The 22,652-nt window shown below is 55.5% G+C and carries 14 protein-coding genes; 2 read left to right on the top strand and 12 right to left on the bottom strand.

Features of this window, described 5'->3' with window-relative positions:
- Window positions 1–107: 107 nt before the first annotated feature.
- Window positions 108–1,397, bottom strand: a complete 1,290-nt coding sequence (locus GY169_RS21800; RefSeq protein ID WP_167577105.1) for an ABC transporter substrate-binding protein — start codon at window positions 1,395–1,397, stop codon at window positions 108–110.
- 378 nt (window positions 1,398–1,775) lie between these two features.
- Here GY169_RS21800 and GY169_RS21795 point away from each other — a divergent pair, with 378 nt between their 5' ends.
- Window positions 1,776–4,736, top strand: coding sequence for an alpha-mannosidase (locus GY169_RS21795; protein WP_167577104.1), 2,961 nt, complete (start codon window positions 1,776–1,778; stop codon window positions 4,734–4,736).
- 111 nt (window positions 4,737–4,847) lie between these two features.
- Here the strand turns inward: GY169_RS21795 and GY169_RS21790 are convergent, their stop codons facing one another.
- From GY169_RS21790 to acs, 4 genes are all read right to left on the bottom strand, one after another.
- On the bottom strand, window positions 4,848–6,143 hold the full coding sequence (locus tag GY169_RS21790) for an ABC transporter substrate-binding protein (protein ID WP_167577103.1): 1,296 nt from the start codon (window positions 6,141–6,143) through the stop codon (window positions 4,848–4,850).
- A gap of 287 nt (window positions 6,144–6,430) precedes the next feature.
- Complete coding sequence (actP, locus tag GY169_RS21785; RefSeq protein WP_163447523.1) at window positions 6,431–8,080, bottom strand: cation/acetate symporter ActP; 1,650 nt, start codon at window positions 8,078–8,080, stop codon at window positions 6,431–6,433.
- The gene (locus GY169_RS21780) at window positions 8,077–8,391 is read right to left on the bottom strand and encodes a DUF485 domain-containing protein (RefSeq protein WP_064546705.1); all 315 of its coding nucleotides are present in this window, start codon (window positions 8,389–8,391) and stop codon (window positions 8,077–8,079) included. The genes actP and GY169_RS21780 overlap by 4 nt, the downstream gene beginning before the upstream one ends.
- A gap of 165 nt (window positions 8,392–8,556) precedes the next feature.
- Complete coding sequence (gene acs / locus GY169_RS21775) at window positions 8,557–10,515, bottom strand: acetate--CoA ligase (protein WP_167577102.1); 1,959 nt, start codon at window positions 10,513–10,515, stop codon at window positions 8,557–8,559.
- A 414-nt stretch (window positions 10,516–10,929) separates the two neighbouring features.
- Here acs and gltP point away from each other — a divergent pair, with 414 nt between their 5' ends.
- Window positions 10,930–12,243, top strand: coding sequence for a glutamate/aspartate:proton symporter GltP (gene gltP / locus GY169_RS21770; protein ID WP_064546709.1), 1,314 nt, complete (start codon window positions 10,930–10,932; stop codon window positions 12,241–12,243).
- Between the two features lie 199 nt (window positions 12,244–12,442).
- Here gltP and GY169_RS21765 read toward each other — a convergent pair whose 3' ends face one another.
- The 7 genes from GY169_RS21765 to GY169_RS21735 all read right to left on the bottom strand — a co-directional run bounded on the left by GY169_RS21765 (window position 12,443) and on the right by GY169_RS21735 (window position 22,546).
- Window positions 12,443–13,126 carry a tetratricopeptide repeat protein gene (locus GY169_RS21765; RefSeq protein ID WP_065356585.1) on the bottom strand — a complete coding sequence of 228 codons (684 nt, stop codon included), beginning with the start codon at window positions 13,124–13,126 and terminating at the stop codon, window positions 12,443–12,445.
- Window positions 13,127–13,218: 92 nt separating this feature from the next.
- A complete protein-coding gene (gene fdhF, locus GY169_RS21760; RefSeq protein WP_077625465.1) occupies window positions 13,219–15,366 on the bottom strand; it encodes a formate dehydrogenase subunit alpha in 2,148 nt (715 codons plus the stop codon).
- A 210-nt stretch (window positions 15,367–15,576) separates the two neighbouring features.
- Window positions 15,577–17,037 carry an MdtP family multidrug efflux transporter outer membrane subunit gene (locus GY169_RS21755; RefSeq protein WP_167577101.1) on the bottom strand — a complete coding sequence of 487 codons (1,461 nt, stop codon included), beginning with the start codon at window positions 17,035–17,037 and terminating at the stop codon, window positions 15,577–15,579.
- Entirely contained in the window at window positions 17,034–19,019 is a 1,986-nt protein-coding gene (gene mdtO, locus GY169_RS21750; protein WP_167577100.1) for a multidrug efflux transporter permease subunit MdtO, read from the bottom strand. The genes GY169_RS21755 and mdtO overlap by 4 nt, the downstream gene beginning before the upstream one ends.
- A complete protein-coding gene (gene mdtN, locus GY169_RS21745; RefSeq protein WP_163447517.1) occupies window positions 19,019–20,050 on the bottom strand; it encodes a multidrug transporter subunit MdtN in 1,032 nt (343 codons plus the stop codon). The genes mdtO and mdtN overlap by 1 nt, the downstream gene beginning before the upstream one ends.
- A gap of 19 nt (window positions 20,051–20,069) precedes the next feature.
- Entirely contained in the window at window positions 20,070–20,348 is a 279-nt protein-coding gene (locus tag GY169_RS21740; RefSeq protein ID WP_163447516.1) for a YtcA family lipoprotein, read from the bottom strand.
- A gap of 212 nt (window positions 20,349–20,560) precedes the next feature.
- Window positions 20,561–22,546 carry an alkyl/aryl-sulfatase gene (locus GY169_RS21735; RefSeq protein WP_167577099.1) on the bottom strand — a complete coding sequence of 662 codons (1,986 nt, stop codon included), beginning with the start codon at window positions 22,544–22,546 and terminating at the stop codon, window positions 20,561–20,563.
- Window positions 22,547–22,652 lie beyond the last annotated feature (106 nt).

The raw sequence follows: 22,652 nt of genomic DNA, 5'->3' as shown, positions 1-22,652 counted from the left end.
TGAGGTGTTGGTCACGATAGATAAAAATTTAAGGTGATCAACATCATCTTTTCCCCTTTGTTAATCGTGATAGCGGTCACCTGACTCCGATATTTTTGTGACCTTGATCAGCGCGCCGATTTCCTGAGAATGCGTTCGGCCCGGTGGACAAATTCATCTGCCGCTTGCTCCGGTGTCTGCCTGCTGTAATCCATGTTTTCGCGGGCGGCGACAAACAGCGCGAGGATCTGAAAATCCTCCATCATTGGCGTGGCGCGCTGGTGGCTACCAAGCGCGACAGCCTGATTTAGCCCGGCGACAATCGGGTCCTGAGTATTGATGGTGCCGTTATCCGTCAGCGTTTTCACGGCGATTTTGCTCAGTGGAATGCCGCGCTCCAGCGCTAACGTGGTAACGGCCTGTGGGTCATTAAGCAGGTAGTTGAGCAGCATCGCCGCCTCTTTCGGATGCCTGGTGTGACGGCTGATGGTGAACATTTGCGACACTTTGAAGTAGATACCCGCCTCCTTTGCCCCCGGCAGCATCAGATGCGGGCCGAGCGCCAGCGTCGCGGGTGGTGTCAGGTTACTGACGTAGGCGCGAATCACAATATTCCAGGTGTAGGCGCCGGCCCATTCTCCGGCAATCCACGGTTTCATTTCATGAAAGGTGCCTTTGCCAAATGAGGCGACATATTTCGGCCCCGGAATCACGTGCTCGTCGACCAGCCGCTGAATAAACCGAAAAGCTTCGCGCCAACGTTGCTGATTCCAGGCAAAATGGTAGCCATCGTCGGTGAACATCGGCGTATTGTACTTCTGTGTCATGTAGCAGTTGATCATTAGCATGACGTCCTGGTCGACCAACACCAGCGGGTAGTAGCGGTCACCGAGCCGCTGCTGGAAGATTTTTCCGGCGGCGAAAAGGTCGTCCCAGGTTTTCGGATAGGGAAGGCCCACCTTGCGCCAGGTTTCGGTGTTGTAATAGAACACGGGGGCATTAAGCGAGATGGGCAGGCCGTTGAGTTTGCCGTTAATGGTGGTGGACTGTAAATCCTGCGCCGAAAACTGGCTGAGATCGATAACCTCTTTCAGCGCGTTGAGGTCGTAATAACCGTTCCCGTCGCGGGAAAAGAGCGACAGCCACGGCCAGTTGGTCTGCATGACGTCCGGTTCAGTGCCCCCCGACATTTGCGCTGACATTCGCGCCAGGTGCCCGTCCCAGCCGGTATTTTCCGCTTTTACCGTGATTGACGGGTAGCGTTTCTCAAACGTCTCCAGCGCGGCGTTGGTTTGCTGCTGCCGGGCTTTACCGCCCCACCATGACATGCGCAGTACAATGTTATCTGCGCAATGGACAGGGAAAACGGTGCCCAGCCCGGCGAATATAAGACATATATATAAGAGTCCTGTTTTCATTCTGTTGGGTTCCATTTAAATTGATAAAGTAATTAAATTGGATTTCATGTATTTGTTGAAAAAATAAATTTTGCAGATTTTCGTTTAGCATAAATGGTCAGTTGAAAATTAAATGGTTGGCGACGAAATAGTTATGTTCTGAGCCGGTGGGTGTTTTACTTATGGATTTATGGTCACGAAATTAAAATATTTATTGTGATGGCGCTCAGCGTGAGGCAAGAGAAAGTTGTGATATTGGTCGTTATATCGAAAATGAAATGTGACCGTTAACGACCTTTGACAATAATCACGTTATTTCTGTCGTGGCTCACAGATTTTACTATTTCAAACTTATCTACTGCATTCGATTCTCTCCCTTCTTATATAAAGGACTATCGCATGCTCAGCTTTGATGAAAAATTGCTGCGTGATATTGACTATCAGCTGCAAAAAATAAACGAGAATATCTACACGCCGCGAAGCACATTAACGGTCGAGGGCTTTATCACGCCAGAACCGGTGCCTTTTACCCAGCGCCATCAGGGAGAGCCGCACGTGTTTCGCCTCGGTGAGCGCTGGGGCAAACTGTGGGACTGCGCGTGGGTGAACGTACGGGGTGTGGTACCGGAAAGGATATCGGAAGACGAGGTGGTGATGTTGTTCGACTGCGGCGGCGAGGCGCTGGTTGTCGAAGCCGACGGCACGCCGCGCAGGGGGTTGACCAACGTGGATTCCACCTTTGAACCCAGCCTTGGACAGGCGGGGAAAGTGGTGCTGCAACTGGATGGCGCGCGCGAGATCGATCTGTGGCTGGAACTGGCCTGCAACGATCTTTTTGGATCGCTGCGTAGCGGCGTGCTGGCGCAGGCGCATATCGCAACCTGCAACGTGCCGCTGCGCGATCTGTATTACGACGCCTGGGTGCTGGCCGATCTGCTGAAGTGCCTGGAACGATCCTCCGCCCGTTTTAAGCGAGTGCTGGTGTGCTTGAGCGAAGCGCTCAACGGGCTGACTTGCTACACCGCCGATGCGGTGGCGGCCTGTCGGCAGGCGCTGGCGGTCGAACTGCTGAAGCAAGGCGGCGACCCGACGCTCAGCGTCGTCGGCATCGGTCATGCGCATATCGACCTCGCTTGGCTGTGGCCGATTCGCGAAACCAGGCGCAAAGGTGGGCGGACCTTCGCCACAGCGCTGGATCTGTTAGCGCGCTACCCGGACTATCACTTTGGCGCCAGCCAGCCGCAGCTGTTCCAGTGGGTTAAAGAGGATTACCCACAGCTCTATGCGCGGGTGCAGCGTCAGGTGCGGGAAGGGCGCTTTGAAATTCAAGGGGATATGTGGGTTGAGGCCGATACCAACGTCCCCTCCGGCGAATCACTGGTGCGGCAATTCCTTTACGGACGGCAATTCTTTCTGCGCGAATTTGGCCGCGCTACGCAGATGCTGTGGCTGCCGGACGTCTTCGGTTACAACGCCAACCTGCCACAGATTATGCAGAAGTCTGGTATTGACTACTTTATGACGCAGAAGCTGTCGTGGAACGAGCATAACGCCTTTCCCCACCATACCTTTATCTGGCACGGCATTGACGGCAGCGGCGTGCTGGCGCATATGCTCCCGGAAGAGACCTACAATGGCCCAGCGGCGCCACGCAGCATCCGGCGTATCGAAACGTCCTACCATGAAGCGGGGGTATGCGATAAGGCGCTGATGTTATTTGGTATTGGCGACGGCGGCGGCGGTCCCGGCGAAGAGCATCTGGAGCGGCTGCGGCGAATGAAAAATCTCAGCGGTATTGCGCCGGTCACACAGGGTTATGCCATCGACTTTTTCCACCATATCGCGCAGGGCCGTGAGCGTTATCCTCACTATCACGGCGAGTTGTATCTGGAAAAACATCAGGGGACGTTGACGACGCAGGCGCGAAATAAGTGGTTCAATCGTAAGCTGGAGAACGCGTTACGTGAGCTTGAGCTGGTAGCCAGTCGCCGATGGTTTCACGGTGAAGGGGACTATCCTGCTGCACGGCTTGACGCGATCTGGCGTGAAATGCTGCTGTATCAGTTCCACGATATTCTGCCTGGCTCATCCATTACGCGGGTGTATGACGAATCCGTTGACCGCTATCAAACGCTGCTGGCAGAGGTCGAACAGCTGATTCGCGCCAACCTGACGCAGCGCGGCGCGTTTGTCATTCATAATCTGAGCGGTTTCGATCGCGAGGAGTGGCTGATGCTGGCGGATACGCCGATGCGGGTGGCCGTTCCGGCATTTGGCTATCGGGTCATTGATGAAGCCGTAGCTGCGGTGTTGCCGGATATTATTGCGCAGCCGCAGCGTCTGGAGAACGACCTGCTGCGAGTCGACTTTAACACGCAGGGGCATATTGTGGCGCTGGTGGATAAACAGGCCGGGCGTTCGTTGCTGCAGCCTGACACGGTCGGCAATCGGCTGGCAGTGTATGACGATATCTGCGGCAACTGCTGGGATATCGATATCACCTATCGCCAACGTGAACCGGACTGCTTTACACTGGTGGACACGACGGCCTATCAGGAAGGCGCGGCGGCAGTGGTTGAACAGCACTATCGCTACGGCCACTCCACCTTAACGCAGAAAATCAGCCTGTTGCCCGGCAGCAAGCGGCTGACCTTTGAGACCCGCGTCGACTGGCATGAAAGCGATAAAATGTTGCGTACCGCTTTCGCCGTTAACGTGTTGAGCGAACGCGTCAGCTGCGATATTCAGTTTGGCAAAATCCAACGTAGCGCCCGCGTTAACAACGTCTACGATGCGGCGCAGTTTGAAATCTGCGCGCATAAATGGATTGACTATTCGCAACCGGACTACGGCGTGGCGCTGCTCAACGACAGCAAGTATGGGCATTATGCCAAAGACGGCGTGCTGGATCTGAACCTGCTGCGCTCGCAGCGTTACCCGGGGGAGAACGCTGACGCCGGCGAGCACCGTTTTTCCTACGCGCTGTTCCCGCACTGCGGTGATGAAGTGGTGGGACTGGTTAACCGGGAAGCGTATCTGTTCAACAATCCGCTGCGAATATGCACTGGCGAGAAGGGGCAGCCAGAGGCGAGCGGCGCGTCGTTTATCGCCTGTGACTCGCCGCATATCTGCCTGGAGACGGTGAAGCGCGCGGAGAACGCGGACGCGCTGGCGCTGCGCGTCTACGAGTTTGACGGTGTACAGGCGACGACGACGGTCCAACTGCCGGACGGTATTTCGCGCTGCTATATTGCCAACCTGATGGAGGTGGTAGAAGAGGAGATTGCCGTGGCGGAGGGCTGCGTGACGCTGACGTTTACGCCGTTTGAGATTAAAACGCTGCTACTGATGCGGTCGTAAGCGCGTTTAAAAATGGGGGGAGGAGTATTCGCCTTCCCCCTTAAAAGGGGGGCGCAAAACGCACGTACTCCAAACGCCCCCCCGTTTCCCTTTGAGGTGACACCAACGTCGCTAACTCCGCGCTGCAGACCGCTTCATCAATCGCTCAGCCTTGGCGACAAAGTCATCCGCCGCCTGATCCGGCGTCATCCTGCCGTAGTCCATATTCTGCCGCGCCTCCTGGAAGAAGGACTGCATTTTTTGATCTTCCATCCACGAGGTTGCCGTTGATTCCGATTTGAGCTTTTGCGCTGCATTAAACCCGGCGACGGAGGGATTTTCCTCGGTCAGGGTGCCGTCGTCGGTCAGCGTTTTCACCGCTATTTTGCTCAGCGGAATGCCGTTTTCCAGCTTGATGGCGGCAATCGCCTGCGGATCGTTAAGCAGGAAATTCATCAGTTTCGCCGCCTCTTTTGGATGCTTTGTGTCTTTGCTGATGGCATAGGTCAGCGACACTTTGAAGTAGGCGCTGGCGTTGGTGGCGCCGGGGTACATCACATAATCGCCCAGCACCAGCTTCGCCGGTGGCGTCAGCTTTGGCGCGTAGTACTGGATCACCACGTTCCAGGTGTAGGTGCCTGCCCATTTGCCGTCCTGCCAGTATTTGGTGTCGATAAAGTCAAATTTGCCGAATGAGGCCAGGTATTTTGGGCCGGGGATAACGTGGTCGCTTACCAGCCGCTGAATAAAGCGGAAGGCTTCACGCCACTGCTCTTGATTCCAGGCAAAGTGATTGCCGTCGGGGGTAAACATGGGCGTATTGTATTTCTGTGACATATAGCAGTTCACCATCAGGAACGTATCCTGATCGCCAAAGATAAGCGGGTAATACTCATCGCCGAGCCTTTCTTTAAACACTTTCCCTGCGGCAAAAAGGTCATCCCAGTTTTTCGGGAAGGCCAGCCCGGCTTTTTTCCAGGTTTCGGTGTTGTAATAAAAACCCGGCACGTTGAGTGAGATCGGAATGGCGTTCAGCTTGCCGTTAATGGTGGTCGACTTTAACTCTTTGGCCGGGTATTGGCTCAAATCAAAGGTGTCGCTGAGCGTGTTGATATCGTAAAAACCGTCGCCGGTGCGGGAAAATATCGGGAACCAGGGCCAGTTAATCTGCATCACGTCCGGGGCAATACCACCGGATATTTGCGTGGTCATCCGCTCCAGATAGCCGTCCCAGCCCATATATTCGGCGTTCACTTTAATGCCTGGGTTGCGTGCTTCAAATGCCTGTAGCGCGTTAAGCATCACCTCGTGCCGTGATTTTCCGCCCCACCATGACATTCTTAGCGTGACGTCCTGCTGGGCGAAGGCGACGCTGGTCGCCAGCAGACTACTCATTCCTATTACGCTGGCACAGATTAGACGTTTCATGAATTATTGCTCCTGTAGGATAGGCGAAATGAATTAATAAGTGTTTGTTTTTGTTATTCACTAATAATATTAGCCACGGGAGCATAGAAATATTTAGCCGAGCGGCAGGGAACAATAAATGCGAATTCTGGCGGGGAAGCGGGAAATAGACGGGGATGGAATGTTCTTCACAACCTGGAAATATTTAATGTGAAGCTGGTGGCTTATTTCGCGCAGGTCGCTGTGATAGATCTCACCTCAGGGGCGATAAACTGTGATCCCCGGCCATAAGGCCGGGGAGGATGACATTAATGCGCACGGCCCTGGTCGATGCCCAGACCGGTCTGCGAACGGATGAACTGCGCGCGGAACTGCTCGCGTTCACGATTACCTTCTTCGGAGTTATCGGTGGCGGAGAAGAACCAGATACCGATAAAGGCGATGGCAATGGAGAACAGCGCCGGGTACTCATACGGGAAGATCGCCTTCTCGTGGCCAAGGATCGTCACCCAAATAGTTGGGCCGAGGATCATCAGCACCACCGCTGTCAGCAGGCCCAGCCAGCCGCCGATCATGGCGCCACGAGTGGTCAGTCTTGACCAGTACATGGAGAGCAGAATGATCGGGAAGTTGCAGCTTGCCGCGATGGAGAACGCCAGACCCACCATAAACGCGATGTTCTGATTCTCGAACAGGATGCCCAGCAGAATCGCCACCACGCCCAGCACCAGTACGGTGATTTTCGAGACCTTCAGCTCTTCACGCTCGGTCGCGCCTTTCTTGAAGACGTTGGCGTACAGGTCGTGAGAGACCGCTGAAGCACCGGCCAGCGTCAGACCCGCAACCACCGCCAGAATAGTGGCGAAAGCGACCGCAGAGATAAAGCCCAGGAACAGGTTACCGCCCACGGCATCGGCCAGATGAACCGCCGCCATGTTGTTACCGCCAATCAGCGCGCCCGCCGCGTCTTTAAACGCCGGGTTTGCCCCCACCAGCATGATCGCGCCGAAGCCGATGATAAAGGTCAGGATGTAGAAGTAGCCCATAAAGCCGGTGGCGTAGAACACGCTTTTACGCGCTTCGCCCGCATCGCTCACGGTGAAGAAACGCATCAGGATGTGCGGCAGACCGGCGGTACCAAACATCAGTCCGAGGCCCAACGACAGCGCCGATATCGGGTCTTTCACCAGCCCGCCAGGGCTCATGATCGCCGCGCCTTTCGGGTGCACCGCCATCGCTTCGGTGAACAGATTATTGAAGCTGAATCCGACGTGCTTCATCACCATAAAGGCCATGAAGCTGGCGCCGAACAGCAGCAGGACGGCTTTAATGATCTGCACCCACGTGGTGGCGAGCATGCCGCCAAACAGCACGTACATCACCATCAACACGCCGACCAGCACCACGGCGACGTGGTAGTTGAGGCCGAACAGCAGTTCGATAAGCTTACCCGCGCCCACCATCTGAGCAATCAGGTACAGCGCGACGACCACCAACGATCCGCAGGCGGAGAGCATGCGAATTGGCCCCTGCTTCAGTCGGTAGGAGGCCACATCGGCAAAGGTATAGCGGCCGAGGTTACGCAGGCGTTCGGCAATCAGGAACAGGATGATCGGCCAGCCGACGAGGAAGCCGAGCGAGTAGATCAGCCCGTCGTAGCCGGAGGTGTAGACCAGCGCGGAGATGCCGAGGAACGACGCCGCCGACATAAAGTCACCGGCAATCGCCAGCCCGTTCTGGAAGCCGGTAATGTTGCCGCCGGCGGTGTAGTAATCGTTACGCGAACGTACGCGCTTCGACGCCCACCAGGTGATATACAGCGTCAGGACGACGAAAATCAGGAACATGATAATCGCCTGCCAGTTGGTCGGCTGGCGTTCGACCGGGCCGCTCAGGGCATCCGCCGCGCTGGCCGCAAAAGGAAGTGTGGCGGCTAGCGCCGTCAGGACTTTCTTCATGATGCTTTTACCTCGCGCAGGACGGCCTTGTTCAGGCGATCGAATTCATTGTTAGCCCGCCAGACGTATATGCCGGTCAGAACAAAAGAAATCACGATAATGCCGATACCAATCGGAATGCCGCGGGTGACGCTGGTACCCGCGTGCAGCGGCGTGCCAAGCCAGCCTGGCGCGAAGGCGATGAGTAAAATAAAACCGACGTACACCACTAACATAATCAGCGATAAGAAGGTGGCAAACCGTTGCCGTTTTTCGACGAGCTCCCTGAAATGCGCACTACCTTCTATCTGCTGACAAATTTGATCATTCATCACAGAGTCTCCAGAGGTTTTTTGAGTCGTGTTTTTTGTTGTGCAAATCAGAACACCGTACTGTTCCTTCTTCCGCAGGAAGAAGGAAAGGGCGAGGGGCGGTGTACGGCGATGACACCCTCACCCCGGCCCTCTCCCGGTGACAGGAGAGGGGAAAGCCTGCTCTTATGACGGCATCGTGATGGCCTGCTTCTCTTCCAGCAGTTTTTCCACCACGCCCGGATCGGCGAGCGTTGAGGTATCGCCCAGGTTGCTGGTGTCGCCAGCGGCGATCTTGCGCAGAATACGGCGCATGATCTTGCCTGAACGGGTTTTCGGCAGCGAGTCGGTCCAGTGCAGGACGTCCGGCGTCGCCAGCGGGCCAATTTCTTTACGCACCCAGTTACGCACTTCGGTGTACAGCGCTGGCGTTGGCTCTTCGCCGTGGTTCAGCGTAACGTAGGCATAAATCGCCTGGCCTTTAATGCTGTGTGGAATACCCACCACCGCCGCTTCGGCAATTTTCGGATGTGACACCAGCGCCGATTCGATTTCCGCGGTACCCAGACGGTGGCCGGAGACGTTCAGTACGTCGTCGACGCGACCGGTGATCCAGTAGTAACCGTCTTCATCACGACGCGCGCCGTCGCCGCTGAAGTACATGTTTTTGAAGGTGGAGAAGTAGGTCTGCTCAAAGCGTTCGTGGTCACCGAACAGAGTACGCGCCTGGCCCGGCCAGGAGTCGGTGATCACCAGGTTGCCCTCGGTGGCGCCTTCTTGTGGATGACCTTCGTTATCCACCAGCGCTGGCTGCACGCCAAAGAACGGACGGCTGGCGGAACCGGCCTTCAGCTCGGTTGCGCCCGGCAGCGGTGTAATCATGAAGCCGCCGGTTTCGGTCTGCCACCAGGTGTCCATCACCGGGCATTTCTCGTTGCCGATCTGCTTCCAGTACCACTCCCAGGCTTCCGGGTTAATCGGCTCGCCGACGGAGCCCAGAATGCGCAGGGAAGAGCGGTCGGTGCCCGCGGTGGCTTTGTCGCCTTCCGCCATCAGCGCACGAATCGCCGTCGGCGCGGTATAGAGAATATTAACCTTGTGCTTATCCACCACCTGGCACATACGTGCCGGCGTTGGCCAGTTTGGCACGCCCTCGAACATCAGCGTGGTTGCACCGCAGGCCAGTGGCCCGTACAGCAGGTAGCTGTGACCGGTGACCCAGCCCACGTCGGCAGTACACCAGTAGATGTCGCCCTGATGGTAGTCGAAGACATATTTAAAGGTGGTTGCGGCGTACACCAGATAGCCACCGGTGGTGTGCAGAACGCCCTTTGGCTTGCCGGTGGAGCCGGAGGTATAGAGGATAAACAGCGGATCTTCCGCATTCATCTCTTCAGGCTGGTGCTGGTCGCTGGCTTTCTCCTGCAGGTCGTGCCACCACAGGTCGCGGCCTTCATGCCAGTCGATATTGCCGCCGGTGCGCTTCAGCACCACGACATTTCTGATGGTTTTGACGTTCGGGTTTTTCAGCGCGTCGTCGACGTTCTTTTTCAGCGGTACGTTGCGCCCGGCGCGAACGCCTTCATCGGAAGTGATCACCAGGCAAGCGCTGGAGTCGATGATACGACCGGCGACGGCCTCCGGCGAGAAGCCGCCGAAAATCACCGAGTGGATCGCGCCAATACGGGCGCAGGCCAGCATCGCCACCGCGGCTTCCGGCACCATCGGCATATAGATAGCCACCACGTCGCCTTTTTTCACGCCCAGAGAGAGCAGGGTGTTGGCGAAGCGGCAGACGTCGCGATGCAGCTCGCGATAGGTAATGTGTTTGCTCTGAGTGGCGTCGTCGCCTTCCCAGATGATGGCGGTCTGGTCGCCACGTGTCGCCAGATGGCGGTCAAGGCAGTTCGCCGCCAGGTTCAGCGTGCCGTCTTCATACCACTTGATAGAGACGTTACCAGGCGCAAAGGAGGTGTTTTTGACTTTAGTGTAAGGGCGCATCCAGTCGAGGATTTTGCCCTCTTCACCCCAGAACGCATCCGGGTTCGTGACTGACTGGTGGTATTTGGTCTGGTATTGCTCCGGGTTAATCAGGCAGCGGTCTGCAATATTTGCAGGAATAGGGTGTTTGTGAATTTGGCTCATGCTTTTTTTCTCCTTGTAAGATGTTAATAATATGTCTCATAAAAGTTAATAACAGAGGTATATGGCGCTTTGTTTACTATTTGCGCGGCAGATCACGCAATAATGGAATTGTTCAAATAACGTTCATTTGATTCTTTGAACAAAAATAATTACGGAAGGGGATTTATAGAAAAGTCGCTAATTTTTTTGTTTTTATAACAAAAACTTATAAATAATTATTGGTAGAAATTAGCGGTAATATAGATTTGGCTGGTGAAAAGCTCTGAACTGAAAGGGTTGCATGAGACGCCATGCAGATGATACTGATATTGCGCGTTAAAAACCTCTAAAAGTAAACGCAACACAAATCACCCCCTTTCAAGTGGATACCATTCCTGTATGGCATGGTATTTTTCATTGAGGAAGTTTGCCGTTATGAAGAAAGCACGTGTCAGCTTAGCCTGGCAAATTCTTATTGCCCTGATTCTGGGTATTATTCTGGGTAGTTATCTGCATTATCATAGCGATAGCCGCGACTGGCTGGTTATGAATCTGCTGTCCCCTGCTGGCGATATTTTCATCCATCTGATTAAAATGATTGTTGTGCCGATTGTTATTTCGACGCTGATTGTCGGAATAGCCGGTGTTGGCGATGCAAAACAGTTGGGGAGAATTGGCGCTAAAACCATCATCTATTTCGAAGTGATCACCACGATTGCGATCATTATCGGTATCACCATGGCGAACGTGTTCCAGCCGGGTGCCGGTATCGATATGTCGCAACTGGCAACGGTGGATATTTCGAAATACCAAAGTACCACCGCAGAGGTGCAGAGCCACGCGCACGGCCTGATGGGAACCATCCTGTCGCTGGTGCCGACCAACATCATCGCCTCGATGGCGAAAGGCGACATGCTGCCAATCATCTTCTTCTCGGTGCTGTTCGGCCTGGGTCTCTCCTCGCTGCCGGCGACGCACCGTGAGCCGCTGGTGACGGTATTCCGCTCTATCTCGGAAACCATGTTTAAAGTCACCCACATGGTGATGCGCTATGCCCCTGTCGGTGTTTTCGCGCTGATCGCCGTGACGGTGGCTAACTTTGGTTTCGCCTCGCTGTGGCCGCTGGCCAAACTGGTGCTGCTGGTACACTTCGCGATTCTGTTCTTCGCGCTGGTGGTGCTGGGCATCGTGGCGCGCATTTGCGGGCTGAGCATCTGGATCCTGATTCGCATCCTGAAGGACGAGCTGATTCTGGCGTACTCCACCGCCAGCTCTGAGAGCGTTCTGCCGCGTATTATCGAGAAGATGGAAGCCTACGGCGCACCGGCGTCGATCACCAGTTTCGTGGTGCCGACCGGCTACTCTTTTAACCTTGACGGTTCCACGCTGTACCAGAGCATCGCGGCTATCTTTATCGCCCAGTTGTACGGTATCGACCTGTCTATCTGGCAGGAAATCGTGCTGGTGCTGACGCTGATGGTGACCTCGAAAGGGATCGCAGGCGTACCGGGCGTTTCCTTCGTGGTGCTACTGGCGACGCTGGGCAGCGTTGGGATTCCGCTGGAAGGCCTGGCGTTTATTGCCGGTGTGGACCGTATCCTCGATATGGCGCGTACCGCGCTGAACGTGGTGGGTAACGCACTGGCGGTGCTGGTGATTGCCAAGTGGGAACACAAATTTGACCGCAAGAAAGCGCTGGCGTATGAGCGCGAGATGTTGGGCAAGTTTGATAAAACCGCTGACCAGTAAATAGAGAAAAAGATAACGCCGGGCTTGCCCGGCGTTATTGTTTTTGGGATGGAAGTTGATGAACGTTTTGGTGGGCACGATGTGCCCCCTCTCCCTTTTTAAGGGAGAGGGCTGGGGTGAGGGTTTAACGCCGAATCGACATGCCCCTCACCCTAACCCTCTCCCCAAAGGGGCGAGGGGACCGGTCGATGCAATGTCGTTACTCCGCACTCAGCTTATCAAACTCTTCACACCCGGTATCAAACCCTTCCGTACAGCTCAAATTCAGCCACTGTAGCGCCTTCTGTTTGTTTGGCGTAATGAAGCCTTTCTCACCGCTGAGGAACATCATTCCGGCCCAGTATTCTGAGTAGCCAGTGCGCGAGAGCGACGAGCTGTTTTTGAAGTAGTCCGTGGCCTTCTCATCATCTTCTTTCACGCCGACACCGTTGGCGTAAATCAGCCCCAACAGCATTTGTGCGTCAACGGCGAAATCGCTCTCGGCGTTCATTGACGCCTGCTGGAGCAGAGTAATCGCCCGTGGATAATCGGTTTGCCCTGCCTGGCTGTTGATAAGAATGCGCGCCAGGATAACATCACCGGCGCGGCTGCCTGCTTTGACGGCTTTCTCCGCCAGCGCTTTGGCTTCGGGATAGTCGAGGCTCACGGGATTAGTAATTTTGATCTGCGCCAGCAGGGCGCTGGCATCGGCATCGCCGCCGTCAGCGGCTTTTTGCGCCCAGAATTCGGCTTTACTCAGGTCGCCAGAGCTAAACCAGGTATCGGCCAGATAGTACTGCGCACGCGCATCTCCGGCCTCCGCGGCCTGCTGATACTGGCTGCCCGGCTCTTCCGCGTGGACCGCCAGCGCGGCTAGCCACAACAATGCTAAAAGTCGTTTCATCTTATTATGTAGGTAGTCGAGGAAGTGGGCAGTATAAAGAGATTGGCAGGATAAAAAAACGCCCCCGAATGGGGGCGTTGAAACGAGTCCGCTTAGCCCATTGCGCTTTCGCGCAGGCGAGCCTTCAGCTTATTGTACTCATCAATCACATACTGCTCGGCGGCACGCTGGTCGGCAATCGGCTCAACGTTAACGGCGCAGTACTTATACTCAGGCGTTTTGGTAATCGGGCTTAAGTTCTCGGTTACCAGCTCATTACAGGCCCCAATCCACCACTGGTAGGTCATGTAAATCGCGCCCTTGTTCGGACGATCGCTGACCGCCGCGCGGGTGATGATGCGGCCTTTGCGGGAGTTAACCCACACCAGCGCTTCATCTTCGATACCTAAACGCGCCGCATCGGCGGTGTTGATCTGGGCATAGCCCGGTTCATCCGCCAGCGCCGCCAGCGCCGCACAGTTGCCGGTCATCGAACGGCAAGAGTAGTGGCCGACTTCACGCACCGTAGAGAGCACCATCGGATACTCGTCGGTGAGTTTGTCGATTGGCGCTACCCAGTCGCAGGTAAAGAACTGCGCCAGGCCGTTCGGGGTGTCGAACTTCTCTTTGAAGAGATAGGTCGTGCCCTGGTCGGCATCGGAGGTATCGCGGCAAGGCCACTGGATAAAGCCCAGTTCGCCCATTTTCTCGTAGGTGGCACCGTAGAAGTCCGGGCACAGATGACGCAACTCGTCCCAGATTTCCTGGGTGTTGTTGTAGTGCATCGGATAGCCCATACGGGTGGCGATTTCACTGATAATCTGCCAGTCCGTTTTCAGGTCCCACTTCGGTTCTACCGCTTTAAAGAAGCGCTGGAAGCCACGGTCCGCCGCGGTAAAGACGCCTTCATGCTCGCCCCATGACGTAGACGGTAAAATCACATCCGCCGCCGCCGCGGTTTTGGTCATAAAGATATCCTGGACGATAACCAGTTCCAGATCTTCGAACCCTTTGCGCACCGCAGAGAGTTCAGCATCGGTCTGTAACGGATCTTCACCCATGATGTACGCCGCGCGCACTTCGCCATGCGCCGCACGGTGTGGCAGCTCGCTGATGCGATAGCCGGTGTGCGCAGGCAGGCTGTCCACGCCCCAGGCCTTGGCGAATTTCTCGCGGTTAGCCGGATCTTTCACGTACTGATAGCCCGGATAGGTATCCGGCAGCGCGCCCATGTCGCAGGCACCCTGAACGTTGTTCTGGCCGCGAACCGGGTTAACGCCCACGCTAGGCTTACCGAGGTTGCCGGTCAGCATCGCGAGGCTGGTCAGTGAACGTACGGTTTCCACGCCCTGATAGAACTGGGTCACACCCATGCCCCACAGGATGGCCGCGCTTTTCGCACTGGCGTACATGCGTGCGCACTGACGAATTTCCTGCGCGCTGACGCCGGTGATGTCTTCGACAGACTCTGGCGTGTAGCCTTCAACAATCTTGCGGTACTCTTCAAAACCTTCAGTACGGCTGGCGACAAACGCCTGGTCGTACAGGTTTTCTTCAATAATGACATGGCCCATAGCGTTGAGCAGCGCGATATTCGAGCCGTTTTTCAACGCGATATGCATGTCAGCAATGCGCGCGGTTTCAATTTTGCGCGGATCGCAAACGATGATTTTCGCCCCTTTACGTTTGGCGTTAATCACGTGATTCGCCACGATAGGGTGGGAATCTGCCGGGTTGTACCCGAAGATAAAGACTAAGTCAGTGTCATCAATTTCGTTGATGCCGTTACTCATTGCGCCGTTACCGACCGATTGGTGCAGACCTGCAACCGAAGGGCCGTGTCAGACACGAGCGCAGCAGTCGACGTTATTGGTACCAATAACGGCGCGCGCGAATTTTTGCATGACGTAGTTAGTTTCGTTACCCGTCCCGCGTGAGGAACCGGTAGTCTGAATGGCATCCGGGCCGTATTTCGCTTTGATCGCGCTCAGGCGATCGGCCACGTAATTCAGCGCTTCGTCCCAGGAGACGGATTCCAGCTTGCCGCCACGCTGGCGACGAATCATTGGGGTTTTCAGACGTGGCGTCAGGATCTGGGTATCGTTAATAAAATCCCAGCCGTAATAGCCTTTCAGACACAGGGTACCCTGGTTGGTTTTCCCCTGAGCCGCCTCCGCCCGGACGATTTTTCCGTTATCGACCACCAGGTTGATTTTGCAACCTGATGCGCAATACGGGCAAACCGTGACGACTTTTTTCATCGGTCTCGCTCCAGTTAATCAAATCGCGCATACGCGCTGTCGCCCTCAGTATGCATCTTTTATGCCACTTTTTTATTGTGGGCATTCCCTGATATTACGGGTGATTTTTGGTCAAAACCCTGACGAAAAACAGGCTGTCGTCATATTTGACGTGTCGAAAGAAAAAGCCGCGTGACGTTCATCACGCGGCGAGCTGGCGTGACGTCGACGCTACTGCGGCTTGGCCGGGCTGCTTTGATAGCCGCCGCCGAGGGATTTAATCAGCTGTAGGCTCTGAATCACCCGCTGGGTGTCGAGCATCAGCAGCGACATTTGCTCGGCGAGTACCGGCAGGCGCGCTTCGGTAGCCTGTAACCGACTGCCAAGACCGCGGTTAAAGGCGGCTTCGGCGGCGCTTTGACCATAGCGCATCGCCTCGACGCGCTCGGCTTGCATCTGCCGTTCATCGCTCAGCGTTTGCAGGCGCGTACCGCCGATCGCCACGTCGCGCACCGCGTTGAGCACCGACTGGTTGTAGCGCTCAATCAGCATGTTGCTGCTGGCGCGCGTGTTTTGCAGGTTGGCGTTCAGGCGACCGCCGTCGAACAGCGGCAGGCGCAGGCCGGGGATGAAGTTAATTTGCCGACTGGTCCCCTTGAACAGATCGTCGATATGAATGGCGTCGAGGCCAAAGAACATTTTGATATCAAAGCTCGGATAGAACAGCGCCCGCGCGGCGTCGACCTGGTCGAGCGAGGCCTGCACGTACCAGCGCATGGCCTGAAGATCCGGGCGACGGGCGAGCAGATCGTAGGAGAGCGTAGCGGGAACGCCCGCTTGTACCTGCGGCAGTGCCACGGGCTTAATCTCCGGTAACCCGTCGGCACCCGCGCCCATCAACGCGCGCAGCGATTCGCGAGTTTCTTTGATTTGCCCTTTGGTGGCCGCAATTTGTTTCTCTACCGCCAGGATCTGCGCCCGTGCGCCGTGGTACGGCACTTTGGCTTCCAGGCCCTGCGCGACTTTGCTCTGATGCGCCTGTACCGCGTAGTCAATGATGCTGCGGGTTTGCTCCAGCAGGTCGAGCATCTGATAGCTGGCCTGAATGCTGTAATACAGCTGCGCGACGGCGACGGAGAGCGACAGTTCTACCGCCGCGGTTTCTGCGAGGCTGGCGTTCTGCGCGCCAATGGCCGCTGAAACGGCGGAGCGGTGCGCGCCCCACAGGTCGGGATCAAACCCGGCAACTAAGCCGACGGTGGCTTCCGTGTAGTACGGACCATCCATCCCCAGCCGCGGGGCGTCCAGCGCGTAGGGGCCAAGGAAGCCATTGGCGGAGGCGCGCTGGCGGTTAATCATGCCTAAGGCTGCCATTTGCAGCTGTGAACCGGCTTCCAGCAGGTCGGCCTGCGCTTGCGCTTTGTCTTCACGCAGCTTTGCCTCGGCCAGTGTATGCGAACCGGCGAGCGTCTTATCAATCAGCGCTGTGAGCTGCGGATCGTTAAACTGCCGCCACCACTGCGCCTGTGGCCAGCCCTGGCTCGCCAGATGGATATCATCGGCCAGCTTGATTTGCTCTGGCTGAAGCTGCGCATGCGGGGCGGAATCTTTACGGATTAACGCGCAGCCGGAGAGCGCCGTGGCGCCGGTAAGCAGGCCGCATAGCAATAAACAAGAAAAGTGACGGGTCATTGTGATAGGGCTCCTTGCGCCTGTTTCCCGGCGAGCGTTGGTGCCGGACGAGTCCAGTCGGGTAAACGGGCTATCTGCTGCATCACGCGTTGCGCCTGTTCGGATGAGGTCGATGATGTATCGATGTCGGAAGACGGTGGCGTACTGGTGCCCGTAGCCAGGCTCGCCGCATAGTGCTCCAGCGCGTCCGCCAGACGCGGGTCTGGAGCCGGCGCGTTGTCCCAGGCATAGAGAATTTTACGTCCCTGGCGAATAACGCTTCGGCTATGGTTTAGCAACTGCAGACGCGTTTCGTCGGGCAATTGACGTTCCAGCGCCACGCGATCGCACATTTCCTCACAGCTATTGAGAGCCGCATGGCAGCCAATGCGCAACTGTAGCCAACTGCGCTGAGTGGTGGGATCCTGCTGTGGGACGCGCAGCATTTTGCTGAGCATACCTAATGCCGTCGACAGTTTTTTGGGTAGCGCGCCAGCTTCGCTTTCCGGCCAGATAAAGGTGTAGATCACCGCCGAAACGGCGGTGCCGACCAGAATACCGACCGCGCGATCGCGGATCTCAACCAGATCGTAAACCGGGCCAAAAACGTTCTCGAGGGTGGCTAAGGCGAAGGTGACGATTATCTGGGTGCCGATGTAGGACGACCGTTCGGAGCCGGTGGCAATCCACGAGGCAATCAGCAGTATTGGCGCCAGCAGGCACAGCAGTTCTACGATATTGTCCAGCCACGGCATGATGAATATCGTCACCAGCAGTGCCAGCACCGCGCCGCACAGCGCCCCGCCAAAGCGCAGCGCCATTTTCTGATATGACGAACCGATGCTGGGGTTGGCGACAATAATGCAGGTGAGCATGCAGGTATGGATGCCTTCCCAATCGACGCCGGAATAGAAGACATAGCAAATCATACAGGCCAATAACGTTTTCAGCGCATAGCGAATGTAGGCCGGGTTGCTGAATGCGTCAGCCGCCATTGACGGCTCTTTAGCCGCGGGTGTCGCTGGCGTGTCAGGATCCAGACGACCCAGTTCAAGAAGCTGGTGACAAACGTTTTCCAGCCCACACTCGCACGCGGCTTTGCGTTCTTCTGCGCTTAATACCCAGCGACTTTGCCAGACTTCACCCTGCGAGATGGCCTGCTGCAGCGCAGTGATTTCGCCGCTCAGTTTTTGCATTAGCGCTGGATGCTGTTCCGCCGCATCACCGTGAAAGCGGTTGAGCGTGCTGTACAGATAGGTCACAGTCGCGACGCAGCTTTGCCACCAGGCGCTACGTTTTCGCCATTCAGCGTCATCGGCCATACAGAACACGTTGAGCTTTTGCAGCGCCAGCGCTTCTCGCTCAACGTACTTTTCCGCCAGCGGCGCTGCGCCCGCCGTCAGATGACGGAGCGCATCGGCAAGCCTGGCATGCAGCGCTTCGCGCATCTGGTTTCCGGCGCGGCTCGGAAACCAGAGGACTCCCAGCAGAACCATCAGCAACGTGGGATAGAGACCGACCACAATGCACCATAGCGTCAGCCGCACGACGATCTCAGGATAGTCAAGCATCCCGGGGAAAGTCTGGCCATATACCGCGATAATGGCGACGGCGAAAAATAGCAGCCCCAACTTGTGGGTGCGCATCATAAACATGCTGCCCAGCACCACCAGACTGGCGACGATCATGCGGATCAAGGGGTAGCTGTACGCCCATTTGTAGATCAAAAACAGGCTGGCGATTTCCATGACGGTAGCCACGACGAACAGGATCGCCACAAATTTGGTGTAAAACGCGTTGGACTGCACGCCGTAAAACAGCACCGCCAGCGAGATCGCCAGAAATGGGATCTGGAAGGTCATTGAGATCAGCACGACCAGCAGGCAGCCTGTCCACAGCTGGATCGTTTGCGGCAACCGCCCTGGCCGCTGCTCGCTGAGCTCTTCATGGAAAAATGCCAGCAGCCTGACCAGCGGCAGAGGCAGATAATGGAATATATTCATTATTGCGGCTCAAGGCTGGCAACCGCCGATGCGCCGATGCGAAACAGCTCCGCATCCGGTTTATCGACCATGATTTTGACCGGAAAACGCTGGGCTACGCGTACCCAGTTGATTGAACGGGAGACGCGAGGCAGCCCGCCCAGCACGATGCCGCCGTCGTCCGGCAGCACGCCGAAGCCAATGGAGTCGACTTTGCCGCTGAAGGTTTTACCGCTGTCGCTCATCAGGCGTAGCGTTGCTGGCGTACCGGCGTGAATGTTTTTCAGCTCGGTTTCGCGGAAGTTGGCGATTACGTACCAGTGGCGCGTGTCGATCAGGGTGAAAATGGGCTTCATTGCGGAGGCGAACTGGCCGATGGACGTTTTCAGCGACACCACGCGGCCATCAAACGGCGCGCGTACCGTCGCCATTTCAAGATGCAGTTTGGTTAACGCAATATCGGCTTGGACGGCAACGCGCTGGGCGACCAGCGCATCCACGCCGCTGACCGCGCTGGCGGCTTGCTGTGCCTGTAGCAACACCGCATTGAGGTCAGCTTCGCTGGCACGCTGCGCCGTTCTGGCGCGGTCAACATCTTCGGCGGAGACAAAACCCTGCGCTAACAGCGGTTCGGTGCGCTTAAGTGTATCACTGGCCTGTTTGGCGGCAGCGCGGGCTTTACTCACCGTCGCCTCGACGGAGCTGGCGGCAAATTTCTGCGCATCCACGCTGCGTTGAGTCAGCATGATCTGTTTATCCAGCGCCGCTAGCGAGGCTTCCGCTTTGGCCAGGCTGGCTTCATAAGGGCGAGGGTCGATGCGGAACAGCAGGTCGCCCTGTTTCACCTGTTGGTTATCAACCACCGCCAGTTCCACAATACGTCCGCTGACTTCCGGAACTACGTCGATCGTGTCGGCGGAAACGTAGGCATCGTCGGTAGCCGGTTTGCTATCGACCCGCCAGATGACGAAAATCAGGACGACCAGTGCAAGCAGGGCTAACAGCAGGGCCGGAAGTTTATTGCGTGGAGCTTTTTTCAGCGAGCTTTCCATGAGCGCATCTCAACGTAAATTAGAAAAAAACCAGCCAGAACAGCATGGAGTAGAGGACAAAAAGGGCGGTGTAGATAACCGCAGGAAATGCCAGCGTTGAACCTGTTTTGCTGACGATAACTCGCCGGGTGATTAGCGTGAGAATAACGCCGGCTAAAATACAGAACAGCCAGTCAGGGTAATAAGCGCCAATAACGGGAATGGATGGTGACAATGAACACCCTGTTAATAAGAGAGCTGAACCGAGACCACTTATTCCTTTTAGCCTCGTCACGACGCGGGACTTTGCTGTTTGCATAATGAAATACGATCCTGTGTATATCGAATAATATTTTGAGTGAATGTTTATGAATAAATAAATCTTAGTATGGCGATTTGTTTATTAAGACGGCAGTGATTTGTCACTGAACCGCATTAATAACTTATTCACAAATTAAAGATGAGCTTTATATATATTTATTCTGTGAATCTAACATATCCAGGGGGCAAGGCCCCTGGACTATTCCTCGATTAATTCGGCGTCACGATATTGACCCAGAAATCAAATTTGTCCATACAGGACAGAATCTCGTCGAGCTTTTTGGCGTTGCCAATCACGTTGACTTTTTTCTGTTTGATTAAATCACTCATTTTCACCTGGCCCAGCAGCACGGCATGCAGATCGTTCCGGCTCATATAGAACGACGCATCGGCATTGCTGCGCAGCGTTTTACGATAGTTAAGTACGCTATCGTTTAATGCGAGGTTCAGATTATCGTTGTTGTCGAGGTTAAAGTTGATATTAATGTTTTTCCCGTCGGCTTTGTGGCTGTCGAGGCTAACAGCAAGATAGTCCATCAGCATTTCGACGGTCATCCCCTTCAGGGTATCCGGCGACGCGGTAGCGCCCACCGGCAGCTTAGCGACGCCGTCGCGCAACTCTTTTGCACCGGTCAGATAGAAGCCGCGCCAGGTGGCGGATTCCGCCTGATAGCCCAGCTGTTCGAAGGCGTCAGCCTGCAGGTTTCTGGCGGTTTTATTGGTTGGATCGGCGGCGATGACCTGTTTTAACAGCTCTGAGGTCCAGCGATAGTCGCCCTGGTCGAAGGCTTCACGCGCCAGCTGAATCGCGTGCTCCTCGCCGCCCAGCGCTTTCACATAGCGTTTGCCCATCTCAACCTGGCCGTAAGGGTTCAGGTTGGCGGGGTTACCGTCGAAGTAGCCGAGATAGTAGTTATAGACCGCACGAGCGTTATGGCTAACCGAGCCGTAATAGCCGCGGCTGGCCCAGTTATCTTCCAGGTTTTTCGGCAACTTAATCATGTTGCCGATCTCATTCATCGTATAGCCCTGGTTTGCCAGGTGCAGCGTCTGGTCGTGAATATACTTAATGGTGTCGCGATATTTGCCAATATAGTCGTTAATCTGTTTATTTCCCCACACCGGCCAGGTGTGCGGCATAAACAGTACGTCGGCCTGACTGCCCCACATATCCAGCGTCTGATTTAAATACTCGGACCACTTCGCGGTATCGCGAGTTTTCGCGCCACGCAGGGTATAGAAGTTGTGCAGCGTGTGGGTGGTGTTTTCCGCCGTGCACAGCGCTTTCAGCGCCGGAATATAGAAGTGCATCTCCGCCGGGGCTTCGCTGCCTGGCGCCATCAGGAAATCAAACTCCAGACCGTCGATGGTCAGCTTTTCGCCCGTTTTGGTGATGCTTTTTGTCGGCGCAATAATCGTTGGATAGCCACCCGTTACGGCAACACCGAGACCATTGCCAATATTACCGCTGGCGTTCTTAGGCAGCAGCAGGCCGTAGGAGTATGTGGCGCGTCGACCCATGATGTTGCCTGCCATCACGTTCTCGCTGATCGCTTCCTCCATAAAGCCCGCGGGGGCGATGATCTGCACCTTACCGGATTTCACGTCATCTTCCGAGACGAGCCCTTTTACGCCGCCATAATGGTCAACGTGGCTATGGGTATAAATGATGGCGACAATCGGCTTGTGCGGACGGTGTTGGAAGTAGAGGTCGAGGCTGGCTTTAGCGGCTGGCGCGGAGACCAGCGGGTCGATAACAATAATCCCCGTATCACCTTCGATAAAGGTGATATTCGAGATGTCCTGACTGCGCACCTGGTACATGCGGTCGGTCACTTTAAACAGCCCGGAAATACCGTTTATTTGCGTTTGACGCCACAGGCTCGGGTTAATGGTATCCGGCGCTGGCGCATTGATATCGAATTTATAATCATAGGCACGGTAGTAGGTTTTACCCTCGTCGTTTTTTAGCACCCCTTCATTCAACAGCGGCGCGATAAACCCGCGCTGGGCATCTTCAAAATCCTGACGATTGCTAAAGGGTAAGGATTTAGCATACTGCTGATTAATTTCATGGGTATATTGCGTGGCTTCTTTCGGCATTTCGGCTGCGAAGGCGTTATTTATCAACAGGCCACTGGCGACACCAACGGCAATAAACACGTTGCTGAAACGGAATAACCTAGAGTTATTCATATAAAACTCCCTTTCATTATTAATGTTATGAATTATTCGGCAAACAACCAGCGCCTGAGATATGGCGATCTATACTAGTGGCTATTTTGATAATTTGAGAGGTTTG

Source organism: Kluyvera genomosp. 3, from assembly GCF_011765685.1.
Taxonomy (GTDB): Bacteria; Pseudomonadota; Gammaproteobacteria; order Enterobacterales; family Enterobacteriaceae; genus Kluyvera; species Kluyvera georgiana_A.
Note: the sequence above shows the minus strand (reverse complement) of the source record. Positions and strands in the feature narration are given on the sequence as shown.